Here is a 19313-nt window from a genome sequence, read left to right on the forward strand (position 1 = left end):
GAGTCATGGTGTGAGTCATGGAGTGAGTCATACAGGGCCGGACGTTCCGCGAGGTTATATCAGAAGGGCGGGGCATTGCCCTCGCGGAGCCCTCTGCAAAGGCCGTCGCAGATCATGCATAGAATGAAAAAACCGTATCGGACAAGGAAATCTTTCCTTGCCTGATACGGTTTGTTTGCTTTGTACTGTCTTAAGATTCAAGACACTGCCCGGCGTCATTTCTGCACTTCTGCGCCGGAATCGGCGGAGGCGTCGGTATAGAACAGCTCGAAGGCCATATCTTCGTTATAGTTGCCGAACCCCTTGCCGAACAGGGTCAGACCGCCGATATGCTCGGCGTCATCCTCCACCGACATTCGGAAGGTCCATTGCTTATCGCGGATACCCACCTGTGCCAGTGTTACATCGGAGAGCTTATGCCCGTCCATGAATGTCCCCTGCGGGGTGATGCGCAGCTGCTTGAGCAGCCCGTACTGATTCGTATACGCCGGCCACCAGGCGGGCGTATATTTGCCGCGGCTGTCGCCGTAGTCGCCCGGACTGGTCCAGTATCCGAGCCGGACGCCGTTCAAGGTGAACGTAATATCCGACGGCCAGTTGTTGTTGATCGACGGCGCTTCCGAGGCGATTTCCATCGTGATGCAGAGCTCCTCCGGCCGCTGGCTGGAGAGCAGGAAATTGGGGATTTTGTATTCGACATATCCTTTGCCGAACCAGAGAATGCCGGCGTTCATCCGTTCCAGGTCCCAGAAATAACGCGGGTCGTCAAAGCTGCCGACAATCCGCTCGGCGGTTGCCAGTCCGCAGGTCGGTTCGATCCGGAAATCGGAATAATGCCCGACCGGGATCTCTTTGCGGTGAGATCTGCGAGCTTCCAGCACATGGCCGGGAAACTCAATTTCGGCGCGGTCGGCGGCCAGGGAGCAGATTTTTTGCAGTCCGCTGCGTCCGGGAGCCATGTGGGTGGAGATCAGACCGGCGGCTTCCAGCTTGCGTACATGCATGGTCATGATGGCGCTGCTGAGGTTGGCCGCTGCGGCGAGCTCCTTGACATTCATCGGGCGCAGCGCCAGCAGGCGGAGCATGCGCAGACGTACGGTACTCGCCAGCGCTTCGTAGACCGGCAAAGATTGTTCGGTAAGATCAAGTTTCATGCTATGCCTCCGGTTCATCTTTATATAGTTAATAATTATATTATTTGAGTGGCTTTCTTACAAGCTTCATGGTGTGGAAGTTCCCGGCTGCAAGACGGCTACTTTTGTCATAGACGCCTAACAGCTTGTTCCCATATAATATCCAAGATTATTAAGCGGTCAAACAAGGTGCCCTTGCATTCATTGCACAGGGGTAACAGGGAATCGGGTGCAACTCCCGAGCGGTCCCGCCACTGTAAGGAAAAGCCGGCTTCAGATGCCACTCGGTCCAGTAGGTTCCGGGGAAGGGGAAGCAGCGGCGCTTGTATTCCGAGCCAGGAGACCTACCTTGTCTGCGCACACCAGGACTCTTCGCGGATAGGAGCGGTGTACGGAACAGCATAGGGGATACAGGCATTCGCATGGTCACGGAAAGTAAGGAATTGCCATTTATGGGCGCTTTTCTATCCGGAGAGGACAGTTTGCGGGTGTTTTGGCAGCGGCTACTCCCTTTATGCTGAGTATGACGTACATGGCTTTCACCCCCGAGGGTGAGAGTTTTTTTGTTTTCGGGATGTCTATTTATCAAAAGCTTGGAGGAGAGGGAATGAAAGGTCGGAGAAAGTGGAAGCTGGCGGTGCTGGTCTGCGGGTTTGCCGTTTATTTTCTGGTGAACGAGCCGGGGACCGCCCATGCGATGCACATTATGGAAGGCTTTTTGCCGCTGGGCTGGGCGGTCTTCTGGTGGGCGGCGTTCCTGCCGTTTTTCGGGCTGGGGATATGGAAGCTGAACCGGATGACGAAGGACAATCCGGATCTGAAGCTGCTGCTCGGGCTTTCCGGAGCGTTCACCTTTGTACTGTCGGCGCTGAAGCTGCCGTCGGTGACGGGCAGCAGCTCGCATCCGACCGGCACCGGACTCGGCGCTGTGATGCTGGGACCGCTGCCGATGAGTGTCATTGGATCAATAGTGCTGGTGTTTCAGGCACTGCTGCTGGCCCATGGCGGGCTGACTACACTCGGCGCGAATGCTTTTTCGATGGCGGTGGCAGGACCCTTGGCCGGTTACGGAGTTTACAAACTGATTATGCGAACTTCAGAGCGTGAGCGTCTGGCTGTATTTATGGCTGCGGCCATCGCCGACCTGACCACCTATGTGGTGACTTCGGTGCAATTGGCTGCCGCTTTTCCGGCGGCGGACGGCGGCTTTGCCGCATCGTTACTGAAGTTTGGCGGGATCTTTGCCGTGACGCAAATCCCGCTGGCCATCAGTGAGGGGCTGCTGACCGTTCTGCTCTGGAACTGGCTGAAATCGTACAGTCCGGGCGAGCTGGCGCTTTTGAAGCGTGAGGCCAAAGGAGGTTTCTCCAAATGAGTAAATGGAAAAATGCAGCGATGCTGCTGGTTGTGGTTCTGCTGATTATTTTACCGCTGCTGCTGGTAAACGGCGAATTCGGCGGAGCGGACGATGCAGCCGAAGGGGCCATCGGTGAGATTGCCCCGGCCTATGAGCCCTGGTTCCAGCCGCTGACCGAGCTGCCGGGCGAGACCGAAAGCATGCTGTTCGCCCTGCAGGCGGCTGTCGGCGCCGGAGTAATCGGCTATGCCGCCGGACTGTGGAAGGGCAGAGGCGAACGGCGCAGTGCCCATGCTAAGAAGAATTGACGACCTGTCCTACCGCAACGCCCTGCGGGCCGTGCCGCCGCTGTGGAAAAGCCTGTTCACCGCCGTGATGCTTGTGCTTTCCTATACACTTCATCCGGCGCTGCAGCTGGTGATTTGCGGGTGGATGATGCACTGGTGCCTGCGCCATGCGGGGATTCCGCTGCGCGCCTACGGAATGCTCTTCGGCACGGCGCTGCTCTTCTACGCGCTCAGCCTGCCGGCATTGCTGGTAGAGCTGGGACAGCCGGGAAATGCCGGGACGGCCATGGGTCTTCCGCTGACGGGCGGACTTCAGCTGTATGTTACAGCAGAAGGTGTCAGCCGCGCAGGGCTGCTGCTGGCCAGAGTGATGGCCTGCCTGTCCTGCTTCCTGTTCCTGATGCTGACGACACCGTTCATGGAACTGCTGCAGGTGCTGCGCAGACTGCGGCTGCCGCAGCTTGTGCTGGAGCTGATGCTGGTCACGTACCGCTTTCTGTTCCTGCTGAGCGACACGGCGCATGGTCTCCTGCTGGCAAGGCGGCTGCGCGGCGGCGGGCGCAGAATTACGCTGAAGGAGACGGCGGGGCTGGGCAGCGCGCTCCTGGCCGGCGCGATGCGCCGTTACCGCGGACTCGCGCAGGGGATGACAGTGCGCGGATATACGGGCGAAATCGCCCTGCCGCCGGCAGAGCAGCGCAAGCTGCCGTCCGGCCTTGCAGCGCGGGCGGCAGCCGGCATTGCTGTGTTGCTGGTGGCCCAGCTGTGGCTCCTTCCAGCCTTGGCGTCTGAGGGATTCAGAAGCTGCGGGCTTTAAGCTCTGCGGGCGTGACAGATAGTGAAATGGGTAAGCGAGCAGGCAATTGTTACAGCAAAGACCGGCAACTTGTTCATGCGCGCCGGCGGTGAAGGAGACAGATGAATATGGAAGCCAGCTTGACCTTTGAAAATGTCGTATACCAATACCCGGATGCTGCAGAGCCGGCGCTGAACCATTTGACTGTGACGATCCCCAAAGGGCTCAAAACGGCGGTGATCGGCCATAACGGCTCCGGCAAATCGACTTTTTTTCTGCATGCCGTCGGGGTATTGCGCCCGCAGCACGGCCAGATTCTTAAGGCGGGAGAAGTTCTCGGCTATTCCAAAAAAGAACTCGCCGGCCTGCGCCGCGCCGTCGGCCTGGTGCTGCAGGACCCTGAGCAGCAGCTCATTTTGGGCACACCGCTGGAAGATGTGTCATTCGGGCTGCGGGGTGCCGGCCTGGAGGAAGGAGAGATACGCAGCCGCTGCCTGGAGGTACTGGAGCAGCTCGGACTGGCCGGGCTGCGCGACCGGCCCATCCATCAGCTCAGCATGGGACAGAAGAAGCGCGTCTCCCTTGCCGGTGTGCTGGCGATGCGGCCGGAGCTCCTTCTGCTCGACGAGCCGACCTCTTACCTCGATCCGCTATCGGAGACTCAGCTGCTAGCCGGTCTGGAGACCGCCTGCAGCGAAGGCGCCACACTGGTGATGGCAACCCATGACATGAACCTGGCTTACCGCTGGGCGGACTGGATTATTGTGCTCGATCATGGTACTTGCCGGGCGTCCGGGCGTCCGGAGGAGATCTTCGCCGGCGGGGATAACCGGTTACCGGCTGGACTTGCCATGCCGCTGCTTGCCGATCTGTGGGCCGGCTTGCCCCGGCACTATGTCGCCGGCCGGCCGGCGCCCCGGGACGCCGAACAATTCCTGGGAGTGCTGACGGAGCTGCTCGCACAGAGCGGCACACCGGAATGCCGGGAAGATGGGATGGAGATACCGGACAAAGCATGAGCAGATTACGCGGGGGGATCGCGGAGACGAGGAGTAAAGCTGTCCACAGGCATGAAGGCTGAGGGAGCTGTGCTAGGTACAATCAGGTGCGGACCAAGTGGGAATCAAGTGGGGATTAAGTGCGGATCAAGGCCAGAGGGTGCTCCTTCGAACAGAAAATAAATACAAAAGTATTGTTGTCGCTAGGCAGGCTGGGTTTACAGTGCTTGCTAAAAACGTTGATGCCACTGGTAGGTGCAATAGAGGTAAAAACTGCCTCTGATTTTTGCTGGCACCCAGGTCCAAGAAAATAGAGGTAAAAACTACTCTTAATTCCCCATATATGGACTAAATAGATAAATTTAATAGGATTAGAGGTAGGAAATACCACTAATCTGCTGAAATTGGATTACAGGCTGAAATTAGAGGTAGTAAATGCCTTTATTTTAGAATTAGCCTTTCCGGTGTGCTTCAGAATAGCATGGGTCCGGCTGATCAACCGATGCGTGTCGAGATACAGGCTGGCTGGCATGAGCTGTTTTGGTGCCTGAGCCGGTAAGTTTGCTTAAGCGATATGGCAATGTACCAGATACATTTAGAGTTGCGCCCTGTCCATTAGGAGACACGAAGGCATGCGAATAGTCCAGCGGAACAGCGGAAACGGAGGAACAGTACATGAACAAACAAGGAAAGCTGATGGTGGTCGGCTTCGGGCCGGGGGCGCTGGAGCATATTACCGGCCGGGCGCTGGCCGCCATTGAAGAAAGTGAAGCGGTGATCGGTTATAACACCTATGTTGAACTGATCAGGCCGCTTTTGAAACACCAGGAGATTGTGGGAACCGGCATGACCGAGGAGGTCAGCCGTGCGCAGGAGGCCGTGCGCAGAGCGGAAGCTGGACAGGCGGTGGCCGTCATTTCCAGCGGCGACGCGGGGGTGTACGGCATGGCAGGCCTGGTCTATGAAGTGCTTATGGAGCGGGGCTGGAAGCCGGAGACCGGGGTCCGGGTCGAAGTGATTCCCGGTATTTCGGCCATGCAATCCTGCGCTTCGCTGCTTGGCGCCCCGGTCATGCACGATGCCTGCAGCATCAGTCTCAGCGACCACCTGACTCCATGGGAGAGCATTGCGGCACGGGTTGAAGCTGCGGCTGCGGCGGACTTCGTCATCGCTTTCTACAATCCGCGCAGCGGCAAGCGCACGCGACAGATTGAGGAGGCGCGCGAGATTCTGCTGCGCTACCGCGATCCGTCGACTCCGGTCGGCATTGTCAAAAGCGCCTACCGCGAGCGTCAGCAGACCGTGGTTACCACGCTGCAGGAGATGTTTACGGAGGAGATCGGCATGCTGTCCACGGTGATTATAGGCAATTCTGCGACCAGAGTCTACGAAGGGCTTATGGTCACTCCGCGCGGTTACGAGCGCAAATATAGCCTAAGCGAGGAAGTGCAGGCGCTGAAGCCGCATGAGCGGCTGCGCGCGGCGGCCGAGCCGTGGGCGCTGGCTTCGGCTCAGCCGCGGAGCGGAAGAGCTGTCTCGCCGGTGCCGGAGAATGCGGATATCGTAGCCGGTACAAATGTCGTAGCCGGGCCAGAGGGTGCTGCACGGGCATGGGCGGCTGTACAAGACAAAGCGGGTGCAGATTCGCAGACAGACGGCCGGCAGGACGCTACACTGGCGTGCTCGGCAGTACAAGATAAAGCGGGTGCAGATTCGCAGACAGACGGCCGGCAGAGCGCGGTGCTGCTGGTCGGACACGGCAGCCGGGTGACAGAAGGGAACGAGGAGCTGCGCAGGTTTACAGCTGGGTTGGCGGAGCGCAGACCCGGACTGCACATCGAGACTTGTTTTATCGAGCTCGCTTCCCCATCCATTGCCGAGGGGGTTGAGCTCTGCGTGCGGGCAGGGGCGGGGCGGATCTATATAGTGCCGATCATCCTGTTTGCCGCAGGCCATGCCAAGCTGGATATTCCTGCAGCTCTGGACTGGGCCCGGAAGAACTATCCCGCTGTGGAATTTGTATACGGACGGCCTGTCGGTGTACAGGAGCGGGCGGTGCAAATTCTGCTGGACCGGATTGCGGAAGCGGTCCGGCTGCAGCCGGAGATGGCGAAGCAGACACGCCGTTTGCCGGGAAGCGGTGATTTTGGACAAGACGGATTACCGGCCTCCGCTATAGATGAGTCAGGTCCTGCAAGTGAGGCAATGGGATCAGGGAGCAAGAACTATACAGAAGAAACCGCAGGAAAAGATGATGTCAGTGCGGAGATTGCTGCGGGATTGACCGGTCCGAAGCGGTCCGGGACTGCAACAGCTTACGCAGGAAAGGCAGATTTGGCGGGAGTACTGAGCTTTCCTGACGGGATAAGCTCCGGAGACGAACCATATGCCGTGAACCATGCGGGCGTTTCCGTCCGGGACCAGGATACGGTTGTGCTGCTGATGGGCCGCGGAGGCAGTGATCCCGATGCCAACAGCGATCTCTGCAAGCTGGGCAGGATGCTGTGGGAGCAGACCTCCTATTTAAGCGTGGAAAGCTGCTTTATCGCTGTGGCGAAGCCTTCCTTGCCGGAAGGCCTTGCCCGCTGCCTGACGCTCGGGGCACGCCGCATCATCGTGCTGCCGTACCTGCTCTTTACCGGAGTGCTGATGAGGCAGTTTGAGGCGGCGGTACAAGCCTTCGCCGATGCTCATCCGGAAATAGCCGTCGAGCTCGGCAGTTATATCGGCACCCATCCGCTATTCACCGATATCCTGGATGAACGGATCGGAGAGACACTCGCCGGGCAGGCCGGAATGAACTGCGATACCTGCGGCTACCGTTCCGCTGCGGCTGCGAACCGTCAACATAACCATGGGCATAGCCATAGCCATAATCACAGCCACGGGCATGATCACGACCACGATCATGGGCATAGTCACAGCCACGATCACGGCTTCGGGCATGCGCACGGTCACGATCACAGTCATAGCCATAGCCATATCCATGGGCATGAGCATGATAACAGTCACCGCCATGACGAAGATCAAGGAGCAGCGGCCGCAGTCTCACCGGCTGCGGCAGTGCAGCACGGGGACGCGGAGACACCCGTCCGATGATTCTGATGCTATGCGGAACCAGCGATGCCCGGGAGCTGGCGGTGATGCTTCACGGGCATGGTCTGCCGCTGCTCGCGTCCGTGGTGACGCCGAGCGCTTCAGACAGGCTGGCCGAGGCCGGTATCCGCGCGATCACGGGCAGACTGGACCGTGAGGGCATGGTCCGCGTGCTGCGCGAAGGCGGATTCCGCGCAGTCGTGGATGCCAGCCATCCTTACGCGGAGGAGGCGCATGCCAATGCTGCCGCAGCCGCAGCGGCACTCGGCCTGCCCTGCTACCGTTATGAACGGCGCAGCCAGTCCTATGCCGATCATCCCCGGCTGATCCGGGTTCCTACTTATGAGGCCGCAGCGCTCCAGGCCAAGGCGCTGAAAGGCTCGGTGATGCTGACGACCGGAGGCAAGACGCTGGAGATTTTCGCCGCGCAGCTGCTCGGGGACCCGCAGATCCGCCTGACGGTGCGGCTCCTGCCCTGCCTGGAGAACATTGCCCGCTGTCTCGAGCTTGGCATTGAGCAGCGTAATATTATTGCGCTGCAGGGACCTTTTTCACGGGAGTTGAATGAAGCCATGTTCCGCCAGTACGGGACAGAGGTGATGATTACCAAAGAGAGCGGGGCGGAAGGCTCGCTCGACGAGAAGCTGTATGCCGCACTGGACATGGGGCTGCAGGTGATTCTCATCTCCCGGCCCCGGACGGCTTATGAAGCGGTGCGTACATTTGATAATTTCGGGGAACTGACGGAGGCGCTTCTGGCCGCGCCGGAGCTGCGATCGGCGGAATAGAGCGTGGAGCTTACGGCACTGGCAGCACGCCGATGAACCTTCTGATAACCGCCGCCCGAGTGATCCTCGCGCTTAACTGTATTGTGTACACTTATTTTTCGGAGCTTAGCATATTTTTTGGCGTTAACTGTACTTGCTGCAACTATAATCCTGCTCAAGCGCCATATAGCAGAAACGTGCCGTTTATAGCTGTACAGCATGCAATTATCTTAATAATACGGGGCTACAGCGGGATTATAGCTGCACGAATTGCAATTATTATGCCGGTCGGCTGCAGTAGTAAAGCGGGAAGAACCTGCAAGCGGGGTTCGCTGCCGTAAGCGCGCATGCCAGAGGAGGAAGAATCAATGGATTTTGGTACAGAATTCAAGCCGCTGACGGTGGAGCCGCAGCAAATCGAGAATCTGAGCTTTGAGATTATTGCGCAGGAACTGGGTGCGCATCCTTTTACTGCCGACCAGTTTCCGGTCGTGCAGCGGATTATTCATGCTTCGGCCGATTTTGAGCTGGGGCGCAGCATGGTATTTCACCCCGAAGCAATCACGGCAGGGATTGCCGCTATCCATGCCGGGCAGCCGGTGATTGCCGATGTGCGGATGGTGGAGGCGGGAATTTCGAAGCCGCGCCTGGCACAGTATGGGTGTGAGGTCAGGGTGCATATCAGCGACCCGGATGTCGTGCAGGAAGCGCGGGAGCTGGGCGCTACCCGCGCCATCACGGCAATGCGCAAAGCTTGCCGGGCGGAGCCGGGCGGCATTTACGCCATCGGCAACGCCCCGACGGCGCTGCTGGAGCTGATCCGCCTGATCAAGGAAGGCGCAGCCAAGCCCGGCCTCGTGATCGGCATGCCGGTCGGCTTCGTCTCGGCTGCGGAATCGAAGGACGAGCTGCGCCGGCTGGATATTCCATATATCACGAATATCGGACGCAAGGGCGGCAGCACGGTGGTAGTGGCCGCGCTCAACGCGCTCAGCCTGCTTGCCGTCCGGCAGGAGGCTTAGGATGGGCGGAGAGCGCGGCAGCAGAGCAAGCGCGGCGGCCCGGCAGGAAGGCCGCCCGGAGAGCCCCGCAGGCCAGCCGGAACCTCCGGCCGCCGGCTATGGCGGCGAGTCCCCGGCGGCCGGGGCTCCGCCGGGCCCGCTGCGCCGGGGCTACACCACCGGCGCCTGCGCGGCAGCAGCGGCCAAAGGCGCGGCGCTGCTGCTGCTCACCGGCGAAGCGCCGCCATCGGTTGAGCTGGAGCTGCCGGCCGGGTTCCGGCACCGCTTCACGCTGGCCGGGTGGCGGCGGGAGGCTTGCGGAGCGGTGACCTGCACCACGGTCAAGGACGGCGGCGACGATCCGGACGCCACCCATGGGGCGCTGATCGAGGCCACCGTCAGCTGGCGGGCGGAGCCGGGCGTTGCGATCGACGGCGGCCGGGGCGTCGGCCGGGTGACGAAGCCCGGCCTGCCGCTGCCGCCCGGCGAAGCGGCGATCAATCCCGTGCCGCGGCGGATGATCCGCGAGGCGGTAGAGGAAGCGCTGGACGAATACGGAACGGCGCAGGGCATGCGGGTGATCATCAGCGTGCCGGAGGGCGAGGCGATTGCCGTCAGGACGCTGAATCCGCGCCTTGGAATCGTCGGCGGCATCTCGATCCTCGGCACACGCGGCGTGGTGACGCCGTTCTCGACCGAGGCGTACAAGGCAAGCGTCGTGCAGGCGATTTCCGTCGCCGCCGCATCGGGCGGCCGCCGGATTGTGCTGACCACGGGCGGCAGCAGCGAGAAAGCTGCGCAGGCCATGTTTGGGGAGCTGCCGGAGGAGGCTTTTGTCCAGATGGGCGAATATGTCGGGTTCTCCCTCCGCCACGCCAAGGCTCACGGCATCCGCAAAGTGACGCTGGTGGGCATGGCCGGCAAGTTCTCCAAGGTCGCGAAGGGAGCGATGCTGATTCATTCCAGGAATGCCCCGGTCGATTTCGGCTTTCTGGCTGCTGTTGCCGCTGAGACTGGAGCAGAGCCGGAGGTGCTGGAAGCTATAGCCGCCGCCAATACGGCCGCCCAGGTGGTGGATATGATGACGGAGGCGGGGAACGGGCTGTTTTTTGAGCGAATATGCGAGCATGCCTGCCGCCATTGCCTGGACCATGTGAGCGGGGGGATGACGGTGGAAATGGTGCTCATTACGATGAAGGGCCGCGTGCTGGGAAGGGCGGAAATCTGTGGATAATATCATCTATGTCATTGGCATCGGCGAGGACGGCGCGGGGGGACTATCTCCGAGAAGCCTCGGGCTCATTCAGGACAGCGAAGTATTGCTGGGCGGAGAGCGCCAGCTGGCTTTCTTTACAAATTACGGCGGGCAAAAAATCGCCCTGCAGGGCGGGCTGGCCGCTTTTGCCGGCAGGCTGGAGGAGGTGCGGCTGACGCGGCGTGCGGTGGTGCTGGCATCGGGCGACCCGCTGTTCTTCGGCATCGGCGGTTATCTGGTGCAGAGATTTGGACCGGAGCAGGTCGAGATCATTCCGCATTACAGCAGTGTGCAGCTGGCGTTTGCCAGGCTGGGTGACAGCTGGCAGGATGCCGAGCTGATTAGCCTCCACGGCCGGCCGATCAGGGGATTGGCCCAACGCATCGACGGCAGGCGCAAAGTGGCGCTTCTGACCGATGACCGGAACTCTCCGGCACGGATCGCCGCTTATTTGCTGGAATTCGGCATGACGGAGTACGAGGCTTTTGTCTGTGAAGAGCTGGGCGGACCGGGGGAGAGCTGCGGCTTCTGGGAGCTGGCTGAGCTGGCTGAGCAGGCGGACGGGGCGTTCTCCGGGCTGAATACCGTGATTTTGCGGCAAAAAAACATGGAGCACCGTCTCCGGCGCGGCTTTGCCTACCCGGATGAGGCGTTCGCGCAGCGGCGTCCGGATAAAGGACTGATTACGAAGCGCGAGGTGCGCGCTTTGGCGCTGTCGGAGCTGAATTTGAGCGCGGCGGCAGTGGTTTGGGACATCGGCTCCGGTTCCGGGGCCGTGGCGGCGGAATGTGCGCGGATTGCCTGTCAGGGCCGGGTGTACGCCGTGGAAAAAGAAGCGGTAAATCTGCCGAACATGGAATCCAACCGGCTGAAATTCCGTGCGGATTATGAGATTATCCGCGCCAAAGCGCCGGAGGGGCTGGAGCGGCTGCCCGATCCGGACGCGATATTTGTCGGAGGCAGCGGCGGGGAGCTGGCGAATATCGTCGCCCTCAGTGCGGTCCGGCTGCGGCCCGGCGGCAGAATTGTCGTTACGGCGATTACCGTCGAGACGCTGCACGGCGCCATGAAGGCGATGGAAGCGGCCGGACTTATGCCGGAGGTTACCATGCTGCAGGCCTCACGGGGCAAGCCGATCGGCGGAATGACCCGCTTCGAAGGGCTGAATCCGGTTTATGTCGTCAAGGGTGAGAAACCGGGCGTGGAGCATCATGCTGCGGATGATATTCAAAGGGGGATATAACAGTGGGCAAACATGCTGCGGAAACCGTTAAGGTTTCCCTACACACAGAGCAGGCGGCTGGAAGCGCCGGCGCTGAACAACAGACACCCGAATCGAGCCGGGACAGTATTCACGGGCAAGGAGAGCTGTCCAGCCCGGTGAAGTCCGGTATCCTGTACGGAATTGGCGTCGGACCCGGCGATCCGGAGCTGATTACACTCAAGGCTTGCCGCCTGCTGATGGAATGTCCGGTGATCGCCTATCCGGCAGCGCAGAAGGGCGGTAAATCCTACGCCCAGGAAATCATTGAGCTGCATGTGAATGCAGCGGAGAAGACGATGTTGGGACTCGTTTTTCCGATGACCAAGGACCCGCTGCAGCTGGCGAACGGCTGGAATTGGACGGCTGAGCTGTGCTGGGATGAGCTGCGCCGGGGTAACGACATTGCGTTTGTGACCGAGGGCGATCCGCATCTGTACAGCACGTTTATCCATTTGGCCCGGCTGATGCAGGAGTTGCATCCCGAAGTGCCTATTGTGTCTGTGCCAGGCATCTCCTCCGTCCTGGGCGCCGCCGCTTCGCTCGGCCGCCCGCTGGCCGACAGCGACCAGCGGGTCGGCATCATTCCGGCGACGGAGGACCGCGCGGCGCTGCAGGAAGCGCTGCTCCATCATGATACGGTCGTATTCCTCAAGGTGGCGAAGGTGCTGGATCTGGTGCTTGATGTACTGGACGAAATGGGCCTGGCGGACAAAGCCTCGGTGGTGACCAAGGCAACCTCAGGCAGCGAGCGGGTATGGCACGACGCAAGGGAGCTGCGCGGCGCCAAGCTGGAGTATTTAAGCCTGATGGTGGTGAGCAAATGACGGAAATACTGCTGGAACCGAAGGTATATATTGTCGGCGCCGGTCCCGGTGACCCGGAGTTGATTACGGTGAAGGGCCGGCGGATCCTGCGGGCGGCCGATCTCGTATTGTACGCCGATTCGCTGGTCAGCGAGGACCTGATCGCGCAGGCGAAGGCAGGCGCGAAGGTGCTGCAGAGCTCGGGCATGGATCTGGAGCACCAGATCGCCGTGATGGCGGAAGCGGTGCAGGCCGGGAGAAGCGTCGCCCGGGTGCATACCGGCGATCCGGCCATGTACGGGGCGATTCTGGAGCAGATCTCGCTGCTGAAGCTGCTGGGCATCGGCTGCGAGATCGTGCCCGGCGTCAGCTCCGTATTCGCGGCGGCTGCGGCGGTCGGCGCAGAGCTGACGGTGCCTGAGCTGACGCAGACGGTCATCCTGACGCGCGCCGGAGGACGCACTCCGGTGCCGGAGCGGGAGCGGCTGCGGGAGCTGGCCGCGCATCACTGCACGGTGGCGCTGTTCCTCAGCGCCTCGCTGGCCGGGCAGGCCGCGGCAGAATTCCTCGCCGCCGGCTGGAGCCCGGACACGCCGGTGGCCGTCGTTGAGCGGGCCACCTGGCCGGATCAGCGGATCGTGCGTACCACCGTATCCGGGCTGGAGGGCGACCTGAAGGCGGCCGGGATCACCCGGCAGGCGATGATTCTGGCCGGCTGGGCGCTTGATCCCGGACTGTCAGACCGGGATGCCCACCGCTCGAAGCTGTACGATCAAGCCTTCACCCACGGCTACCGGGAAGGAACCGAACGGCCATGACTAAGAAATACGCCGCCGTCGCCATTACGCGGGGAGGCATCCGGCTGGCGCTTGCGCTGGCCGGGCGCATGAAGGATACGGAAGTATACTGCTTCGCCAAATACTGCGAGGATCTGGCGGAGGTGCCGGGAGAGCGGCGGGTGTTCGCCGGACCGGTTAAGGCGCTGCTGCCGGAATTATTCCGGCGGTATGAGGGGCTGATCCTGTTCTTCTCGCTCGGCGCAGCCGTGCGGCTGATCGCTCCGCTGCTGCAGCACAAGACGGCCGATCCCGCCGTCGTCGTCATCGACGAGCGCGGAGAGCATGTGATCAGCATGCTCTCCGGACATCTCGGCGGGGCCAACCGGCTGACGCTGCGCATTGCGGAGCTGCTCGGCAGCCATCCGGTTATTACGACTGCCTCGGATGTGCAGGGCAGCTTCGCGGTGGACCTGCTGGGCCGTGAATTCGGCTGGCAGGCGGAGCCGTCCGCGCCGCTGAAGGCAGTGAGCGCCGCGCTGGTGAACGGCGGACCGCTTGCTATTGTGCAGACCTGCGGGGAGCGGGACTGGCTGCCTCCCGGCGCCCGGCTGCCGGAGCATGCGGCGCTGTTTACAGGGCTGGCCGAAATGGCCGCTGCCGGCACAGACTGGGCGGCCGCGATTGTCATCACCGACCGGGTGCTCAGCGCCGGGGAGCGGGCGCTGCTGCCGGAACAGACGGTGATCTACCGCCCGCGCAGCCTGGTGCTGGGGCTCGGCTGCAACCGCGGCAGCGCGGCGGCGGAGCTTGAAGCTGTGGCGGCGGATACGCTGGCCGGGCTGGGGCTGTCCCTGCGGAGCGTACGGAATGTAGCTACCGCTTCGATCAAGGGCGATGAGGCCGGTCTGCTTGCGTTATGCGCCAAGTACGGCTGGGAGCTGCAGCTGTATACACCCGAGGAGCTGAACCGGGTCACTCTAGCGGCGCCGTCCGATGTCGTATTCCGGGCGACGGGCGCCTACGGGGTCTGCGAGCCGGCGGCGCTGCTGTCGGCGGGCGCGGCGGAGCTGGTACAGCCGAAGCTGAAGAGCGGCAATGTAACGGTCGCCGTAGCCCGGATTCCTTGGACGGATGGAGAGGAGCCGTGTTATGAATGCGATTAACGGCAGCGGGGAACAGCGTGCCCGGCTGATTGTGGCCGGAACCGGCAGCGGCACCGGCAAAACGACAGTCACCCTGGGTCTGATGCGCGCTTACGCGCGGCGCGGCCTGCGGGTGCAGGGCTTTAAGTGCGGGCCGGATTACATCGATCCTGCCTATCACAGCGCGGCCGCGGGCTGCGAGGCCCGCAATCTTGATTCATGGATGACCCCGGAGGGGTATCTGCAGAATTATTTTCTGCGTTCCTCCGCCGGGGCGGATCTGGCCATCATCGAGGGTGTCATGGGGCTCTACGACGGCAAAGAAGCCACCGGGCTGGCCGGCTCCACCGCCGAGATTGCCATTCTGACAGCGGCTCCGGTGCTGCTTGTGGTCGATGCGCGCAGCATGGGGCGCAGCGCCGCTGCGGTGGTGCTGGGCTTTCAGCGGCTGGAGCCGCGCGTCCATATCGCAGCGGTGATCGTCAACCGCTGCGGCAGCCTGGAGCACTTCCGCCTGGTGCGGACGGCGATCGAGGCCGCCTGCGGCATCCCCGTCCTCGGCTGGCTCGCGCGGGACGGGGCGCTGCAGATTCCCGAGCGCCATCTGGGGCTGCTGCCGGCGGTGGAAAGGGGCGAGCTGGAGAGCCTGTTCGGGCTCGCCGCCGATGCGCTGGAAGCCGGCACGGATCTCGGCCGGCTTCTGGAGATTGCCCGGGCCGCGCCGCCGCTCCCGTGGCCTGCGGCCTTCGCCTCCGCTGCGGAGGCGCGTCAGCCGGTGGGCGGCCCGGCTGCGCCGCCGGAAGCAGCCCTCGCCGCCGGAGCAGCGAGCGCTCCCGGAAAGCCTGCTGCGCCCGCGGCAATTGGCGCAGCGAGCGCTTCCGATGATCCCGCTGCGCCCACGGCATCTGACGCAGCGAGCGCTCCACTTAAACGGCCGGTACTTTCCGATGCCGCCGCTCATCCGTCCGCATTGCAGCCTGCCGCTGAAGCGGCCTGCCCTGTCCTGGCCGTCGCCCGCGATGCGGCGTTCAATTTCTATTACGCCGATAACCTGGAGCTGCTGGCAGCAGCCGGCGCACGCCTCGTCTTCTTCAGCCCGCTGGCCGGCGAGGGAATTCCGCCGGGCGCGGACGGCATTATGCTCGGCGGCGGCTTTCCCGAAGAATTCGCCGCAGCGATTGCCAGTAATGCCGCTTTCCTTGAGGGGCTGCGCCGCGCCGCTGCCGCCGGGATGCCGCTGTACGCCGAATGCGGCGGCTACATGGTGCTGGCCCGCAGTCTGAGCGACCGGGCCGGCGTACGGCATGAGATGGCGGGGGTTATTCCCGCCGATACCGTCATGCGCGCGCGCCGCTCCGCGCTTGGCTACCGCGAGGTGACCGCGCTTCAGGACCACCTCCTGCTGCGGGCAGGGGAGCGTCTGCGCGGCCATGAGTTCCATTACTCGGAGATGATGTACGCCGGGGAAGCGCCGGACCACCCGGCCTATGAGAGCACAGGCCGGTCGGGAACGCGGCCGGAGGGCTACGCAGCCGGCAATGTGCTGGCGTCCTATACGCATATTCACCTGGCTTCTAACCGGCAGGCGGCGCTGCGGCTTGTGGAAGTCTGCCGGACCTATGCCGGACGGAAGAATAACGGCGGGTTGTAGTTTGCTTTATCAGCATCGCCCCCGTGATTTCAGCAATCTTGCTTCAAATGCTGCTTTAACAGGCAGGCCTATAACCGCAGGATTCCCCGCTTGTTATGGCAGATCAGCCCACGTATAATGTTACCGTGTGAGCGCTGTCTTGCCTGAATCGGCAGACACGTAAGATGGCCGGACAGGCCTGCGAAGGGAGTGTGCTGCGCTTGAAATTACTGGGAGCGATTGAAGCGGGAGGAACGAAATTTGTATGCGGCATCGGCCATGAGGACGGAGAGGTCCTCGACCGGGTGAGCTTTCCGACCACTACGCCTGCAGAGACGATGGGGCATGTGCTGGACTATTTTGCCGGAAAACAGGTGGAAGCGCTGGGGATCGGTTCGTTTGGTCCGATAGACCCCGTTATTGGCAGTCCTACCTATGGATATATTACAACAACTCCGAAACCGCACTGGGGAAGCTTTAATCTGGTGGGGGCTGTGGCCGGACATCTTTCTGTACCAATCGGCTTCGATACGGATGTCAATGGCGCAGCGCTGGGCGAATATACCTGGGGGGCGGCAAAAGGGCTGGACAGCTGCCTCTATATTACAGTCGGCACCGGCATCGGGGCGGGTGCGGTGGCCGGCGGTGAACTCATCCACGGCTTGTCCCATCCCGAAATGGGCCACATTGTTGTCCGGCGTCATCCGGAGGACCCGTACGAGGGCTTCTGCCCGTATCACGGCGACTGTCTGGAGGGACTGGCGGCCGGACCGGCGATCGGCAAGCGCTGGGGACGACCGGCGGGCGAGCTGCCGGAGGATCATCCGGCATGGGAAATGGAAGCACACTATCTCGCGCATGCCCTCATGAATTATGTGCTGATCCTCTCGCCGCAGAAGATTGTTATGGGCGGAGGCGTTATGAAGCAAAGCCAGCTGTACCCGCTGATCCACCGCAAGTTGCAAGAGCTGCTGGCCGGTTATGTGCAGCATTCCGCGCTGAATGCGGGTATCGGAAGTTATGTGGTGCCGCCGGCGCTGGGCGACAATGCCGGACTGGCCGGGGCGCTCGGGCTGGCCAGGCTGGCGCTCCGAAAGAGCGCTGACTAAAAAGAGATTGACTCTTCGGCAATATATGGTATCCTAGGATTTAACAGTATAGCATGAATGAGGGAGCACCTCTTTTACGCCAAGCGGCGTGGAAGGGGTGCTTTTTTTTGTGCGCGGAAGGAAGAAGCTGCGGGGAGCATCAAATCCGGCCTTCTTGGCTTCAGCCCGGCGCGCAGGCGATGCTTGCTGCAAGACAAGGAAGGTAGGGATCGGGATGCAGATCGTATTTATGAACCGTTTGAGCAGAACGTCAGGGGAGGAGGAACGTGAGGTATTTGCCCAGCTGTGGATCGGCGAGGAGGAAGGCGTGTGGCATCTGGGCTGGCGCGACTTCTCGGGAATGTCGGAGACAGGGGACAGTATCTGGTATGAGGGCGGCTCCTGGAATGAAATGCTCTGTGTGTACAGGCATGAACTGGCCATCAAGATGGGCGACGGGTACCGGCCGCTGATCGACGGTGTATTTCATGAGGAGGACAGTCTCGGTGCCCGCAGTCAGGAGCAGCTCAAGCTGCAGTATTACAGCGAGCTGTACAGCCACGAGGCGGTGTATGAGGAGCTGTGCGCCTGGCGCAGAGGCAAGGCCTCAAGCGAACGCAAAGCACCTTATATTCTGGCGAGCAACCGGCTGCTGCGCATGCTCAGTGCGTTCTTGCCGCGTACAGAGGAAGAGCTGCTGCAGCTGCCGGGCGTCGGTGAAGCCAAGGCGGCCCAGTACGGCAGCGAGTGGCTCGCCGTTACCGCTGCTGTAGAGCGCGGGCATGATTTTCCGCTGCAGTGGGTTAAGGCTGCGGTAGACGAGACGGACTTCACTTCCTGGCTGTACAGGCAGAAGGAGCAGAAATATAAGAAGCAGCTCGAGCGGCTGCGGCTGCGGCGCGTGCTGCTGCAGGGGATCGGGAGCGGGCAGGGTATGGAGGAGCTGAAGGCGGCCAGCGGGGTCAGCCGCCGCGAAGTGCTGGAGGCGGTTGAAGAACTTGAGAAGGAAGGCTACTCCGTCGACAAGCTTATTGAGCATGAACTGCGCGATGTGCCGCCCGCTGAACAGGCGGACATCATGACCGGGTTTGAGCTGCTGGGCGACACTTTTCTAAAGCCTGTGCTTCATAAGGTATACGGAGAGAGCTTCGCACCTGCGGAGGGGCTGGATCTTTATTATGAACGCCTGCGGCTGCTGCGCATCCGGTTCCGGAGGGAGCAGGATGCTTCTTTAACAATGGCTAGCTCTTCTTAAGTTTATGCATTTTTCTCAAAGAATGCCGCAGCACTAAAGATCCTCTGGGTGCTTTTTAAAGCAAGAGGATATGTTATGCCGGTTCAGCTAATATTGCTGACTTGAGATGAATCCGAAGTGAGTTGCAGAGCCCGAACGATACAAACAGGGTATTATTTTCAGGCGTTCATTCATGATCAGCCCAAAGTAATACCCTTGAACTTTATCGCATTGATGAATGCCATCCAATTCAATAATATGGAAATATATAAAATATAATAGGGGATGGTTTAGTGAAGGGGATAAAACCTGTATTGTTAATAAGTTCTGTACTATTGGCTGGATCTATATTGTTCTCAGGAATCTGGATCGCACGAAGCATTAAAGAACGGTCATATGTTGTTAAGACGGATGGCTTTTCCTTATATGAAAAAGGATTGTTAACTCTTGAAGAGGCCGCGCATTATCTAAGTATGCAAGAAGGGGAATTTTATTTTATTATTAAAGACTTGGAAATCGAGAAGAATACTGAAAAAGCCTCATGGAACCCTGAACAATCCCTGAAGTATTTAACCTACAATGGTGTAAATTATTTCAGTAAAGAAGAACTTGATCGCTGGATCAGATTTAATATAAATCTTTCTGGAGAGAGGCAGTAGTGCAGGGAGAAGCGTTATAACTGC

The 19313-nt window shown here is 60.8% G+C and carries 17 protein-coding genes, 1 pseudogene and 1 riboswitch; of the genes and pseudogenes, 17 read left to right on the forward strand and 1 reads right to left on the reverse strand.

Features of this window, described 5'->3' with window-relative positions; all coding sequences use genetic code 11:
• Nucleotides 1-215: 215 nt before the first annotated feature.
• The gene (locus F1381_RS13180) at nt 216-1154 is read right to left on the reverse strand and encodes an ArsR/SmtB family transcription factor (RefSeq protein WP_151735324.1); all 939 of its coding nucleotides are present in this window, start codon (nt 1152-1154) and stop codon (nt 216-218) included.
• A 149-nt stretch (nt 1155-1303) separates the two neighbouring features.
• Nucleotides 1304-1499: riboswitch (cobalamin riboswitch) on the forward strand.
• 241 nt (nt 1500-1740) lie between these two features.
• On the opposite strand from F1381_RS13180, the gene F1381_RS13185 reads away from it, so the two are divergent.
• From F1381_RS13185 to F1381_RS13260, 17 genes and pseudogenes are all read left to right on the forward strand, one after another.
• Nucleotides 1741-2508, forward strand: coding sequence for an energy-coupling factor ABC transporter permease (locus F1381_RS13185; protein WP_151735325.1), 768 nt, complete (start codon nt 1741-1743; stop codon nt 2506-2508).
• Entirely contained in the window at nt 2505-2798 is a 294-nt protein-coding gene (locus tag F1381_RS13190; RefSeq protein WP_151735326.1) for an energy-coupling factor ABC transporter substrate-binding protein, read from the forward strand. Before F1381_RS13185 ends, F1381_RS13190 begins: the two co-directional genes overlap by 4 nt.
• Nucleotides 2782-3594, forward strand: a complete 813-nt coding sequence (gene cbiQ, locus F1381_RS13195) for a cobalt ECF transporter T component CbiQ (RefSeq protein WP_187355335.1) — start codon at nt 2782-2784, stop codon at nt 3592-3594. The genes F1381_RS13190 and cbiQ overlap by 17 nt, the downstream gene beginning before the upstream one ends.
• A gap of 107 nt (nt 3595-3701) precedes the next feature.
• Nucleotides 3702-4592: an energy-coupling factor ABC transporter ATP-binding protein gene (locus F1381_RS13200; RefSeq protein WP_151735328.1), complete on the forward strand. Its 891-nt coding sequence runs from the start codon at nt 3702-3704 to the stop codon at nt 4590-4592.
• A 654-nt stretch (nt 4593-5246) separates the two neighbouring features.
• A pseudogene (gene cobJ, locus F1381_RS29280) lies at nt 5247-6075 on the forward strand (precorrin-3B C(17)-methyltransferase); the annotation flags it as partial.
• A 263-nt stretch (nt 6076-6338) separates the two neighbouring features.
• Nucleotides 6339-7670, forward strand: a complete 1332-nt coding sequence (locus F1381_RS29180; protein WP_425495273.1) for a sirohydrochlorin chelatase — start codon at nt 6339-6341, stop codon at nt 7668-7670.
• On the forward strand, nt 7667-8455 hold the full coding sequence (gene cobK / locus F1381_RS13210) for a precorrin-6A reductase (protein ID WP_151735330.1): 789 nt from the start codon (nt 7667-7669) through the stop codon (nt 8453-8455). Before F1381_RS29180 ends, cobK begins: the two co-directional genes overlap by 4 nt.
• A gap of 347 nt (nt 8456-8802) precedes the next feature.
• Nucleotides 8803-9456: a precorrin-8X methylmutase gene (locus F1381_RS13215; protein ID WP_151735331.1), complete on the forward strand. Its 654-nt coding sequence runs from the start codon at nt 8803-8805 to the stop codon at nt 9454-9456.
• Between the two features lies 1 nt (nt 9457).
• Nucleotides 9458-10669 (forward strand): cobalt-precorrin-5B (C(1))-methyltransferase, encoded by a 1212-nt coding sequence (locus tag F1381_RS13220; RefSeq protein ID WP_151735332.1) that lies wholly within the window; start codon nt 9458-9460, stop codon nt 10667-10669.
• Complete coding sequence (gene cbiE / locus F1381_RS13225; RefSeq protein WP_151735333.1) at nt 10662-11933, forward strand: precorrin-6y C5,15-methyltransferase (decarboxylating) subunit CbiE; 1272 nt, start codon at nt 10662-10664, stop codon at nt 11931-11933. The genes F1381_RS13220 and cbiE overlap by 8 nt, the downstream gene beginning before the upstream one ends.
• Before the next feature lie 137 nt (nt 11934-12070).
• A complete protein-coding gene (gene cobI, locus F1381_RS13230) occupies nt 12071-12778 on the forward strand; it encodes a precorrin-2 C(20)-methyltransferase (RefSeq protein WP_151735522.1) in 708 nt (235 codons plus the stop codon).
• Between the two features lie 5 nt (nt 12779-12783).
• On the forward strand, nt 12784-13575 hold the full coding sequence (gene cobM, locus F1381_RS13235) for a precorrin-4 C(11)-methyltransferase (protein WP_151735523.1): 792 nt from the start codon (nt 12784-12786) through the stop codon (nt 13573-13575).
• Nucleotides 13572-14699, forward strand: a complete 1128-nt coding sequence (locus tag F1381_RS13240; RefSeq protein ID WP_151735334.1) for a cobalt-precorrin 5A hydrolase — start codon at nt 13572-13574, stop codon at nt 14697-14699. Before cobM ends, F1381_RS13240 begins: the two co-directional genes overlap by 4 nt.
• The gene (locus F1381_RS13245) at nt 14686-16329 is read left to right on the forward strand and encodes a cobyrinic acid a,c-diamide synthase CobB (RefSeq protein ID WP_151735335.1); all 1644 of its coding nucleotides are present in this window, start codon (nt 14686-14688) and stop codon (nt 16327-16329) included. Before F1381_RS13240 ends, F1381_RS13245 begins: the two co-directional genes overlap by 14 nt.
• 200 nt (nt 16330-16529) lie before the next feature.
• Nucleotides 16530-17417 carry an ROK family protein gene (locus F1381_RS13250; RefSeq protein WP_246188016.1) on the forward strand — a complete coding sequence of 296 codons (888 nt, stop codon included), beginning with the start codon at nt 16530-16532 and terminating at the stop codon, nt 17415-17417.
• A gap of 214 nt (nt 17418-17631) precedes the next feature.
• A complete protein-coding gene (locus F1381_RS13255) occupies nt 17632-18651 on the forward strand; it encodes an HRDC domain-containing protein (protein WP_151735337.1) in 1020 nt (339 codons plus the stop codon).
• A 272-nt stretch (nt 18652-18923) separates the two neighbouring features.
• Nucleotides 18924-19289 (forward strand): hypothetical protein, encoded by a 366-nt coding sequence (locus F1381_RS13260; protein WP_151735338.1) that lies wholly within the window; start codon nt 18924-18926, stop codon nt 19287-19289.
• Nucleotides 19290-19313: the final 24 nt, after the last annotated feature.

This window comes from Paenibacillus tengchongensis, from assembly GCF_008973665.1.
Lineage (GTDB): Bacteria > Bacillota > Bacilli > Paenibacillales > Paenibacillaceae > Paenibacillus_AQ > Paenibacillus_AQ tengchongensis.

What these genes read in the sequence shown, in the direction of transcription:
- F1381_RS13255 (WP_151735337.1), top strand. Translation starts at nt 17,632, where the DNA reads ATGCAGATCGTATTTATGAACCGTTTGAGCAGAACGTCAGGGGAGGAG.
- cbiQ (WP_187355335.1), top strand. Translation starts at nt 2,782, where the DNA reads ATGCTAAGAAGAATTGACGACCTGTCCTACCGCAACGCCCTGCGGGCC.
- F1381_RS13185 (WP_151735325.1), top strand. Translation starts at nt 1,741, where the DNA reads ATGAAAGGTCGGAGAAAGTGGAAGCTGGCGGTGCTGGTCTGCGGGTTT.
- F1381_RS13180 (WP_151735324.1), bottom strand. Translation starts at nt 1,154, where the DNA reads ATGAAACTTGATCTTACCGAACAATCTTTGCCGGTCTACGAAGCGCTG.
- F1381_RS13215 (WP_151735331.1), top strand. Translation starts at nt 8,803, where the DNA reads ATGGATTTTGGTACAGAATTCAAGCCGCTGACGGTGGAGCCGCAGCAA.
- F1381_RS13240 (WP_151735334.1), top strand. Translation starts at nt 13,572, where the DNA reads ATGACTAAGAAATACGCCGCCGTCGCCATTACGCGGGGAGGCATCCGG.
- F1381_RS13245 (WP_151735335.1), top strand. Translation starts at nt 14,686, where the DNA reads ATGAATGCGATTAACGGCAGCGGGGAACAGCGTGCCCGGCTGATTGTG.
- F1381_RS13220 (WP_151735332.1), top strand. Translation starts at nt 9,458, where the DNA reads ATGGGCGGAGAGCGCGGCAGCAGAGCAAGCGCGGCGGCCCGGCAGGAA.
- cobK (WP_151735330.1), top strand. Translation starts at nt 7,667, where the DNA reads ATGATTCTGATGCTATGCGGAACCAGCGATGCCCGGGAGCTGGCGGTG.
- F1381_RS13200 (WP_151735328.1), top strand. Translation starts at nt 3,702, where the DNA reads ATGGAAGCCAGCTTGACCTTTGAAAATGTCGTATACCAATACCCGGAT.
- F1381_RS13190 (WP_151735326.1), top strand. Translation starts at nt 2,505, where the DNA reads ATGAGTAAATGGAAAAATGCAGCGATGCTGCTGGTTGTGGTTCTGCTG.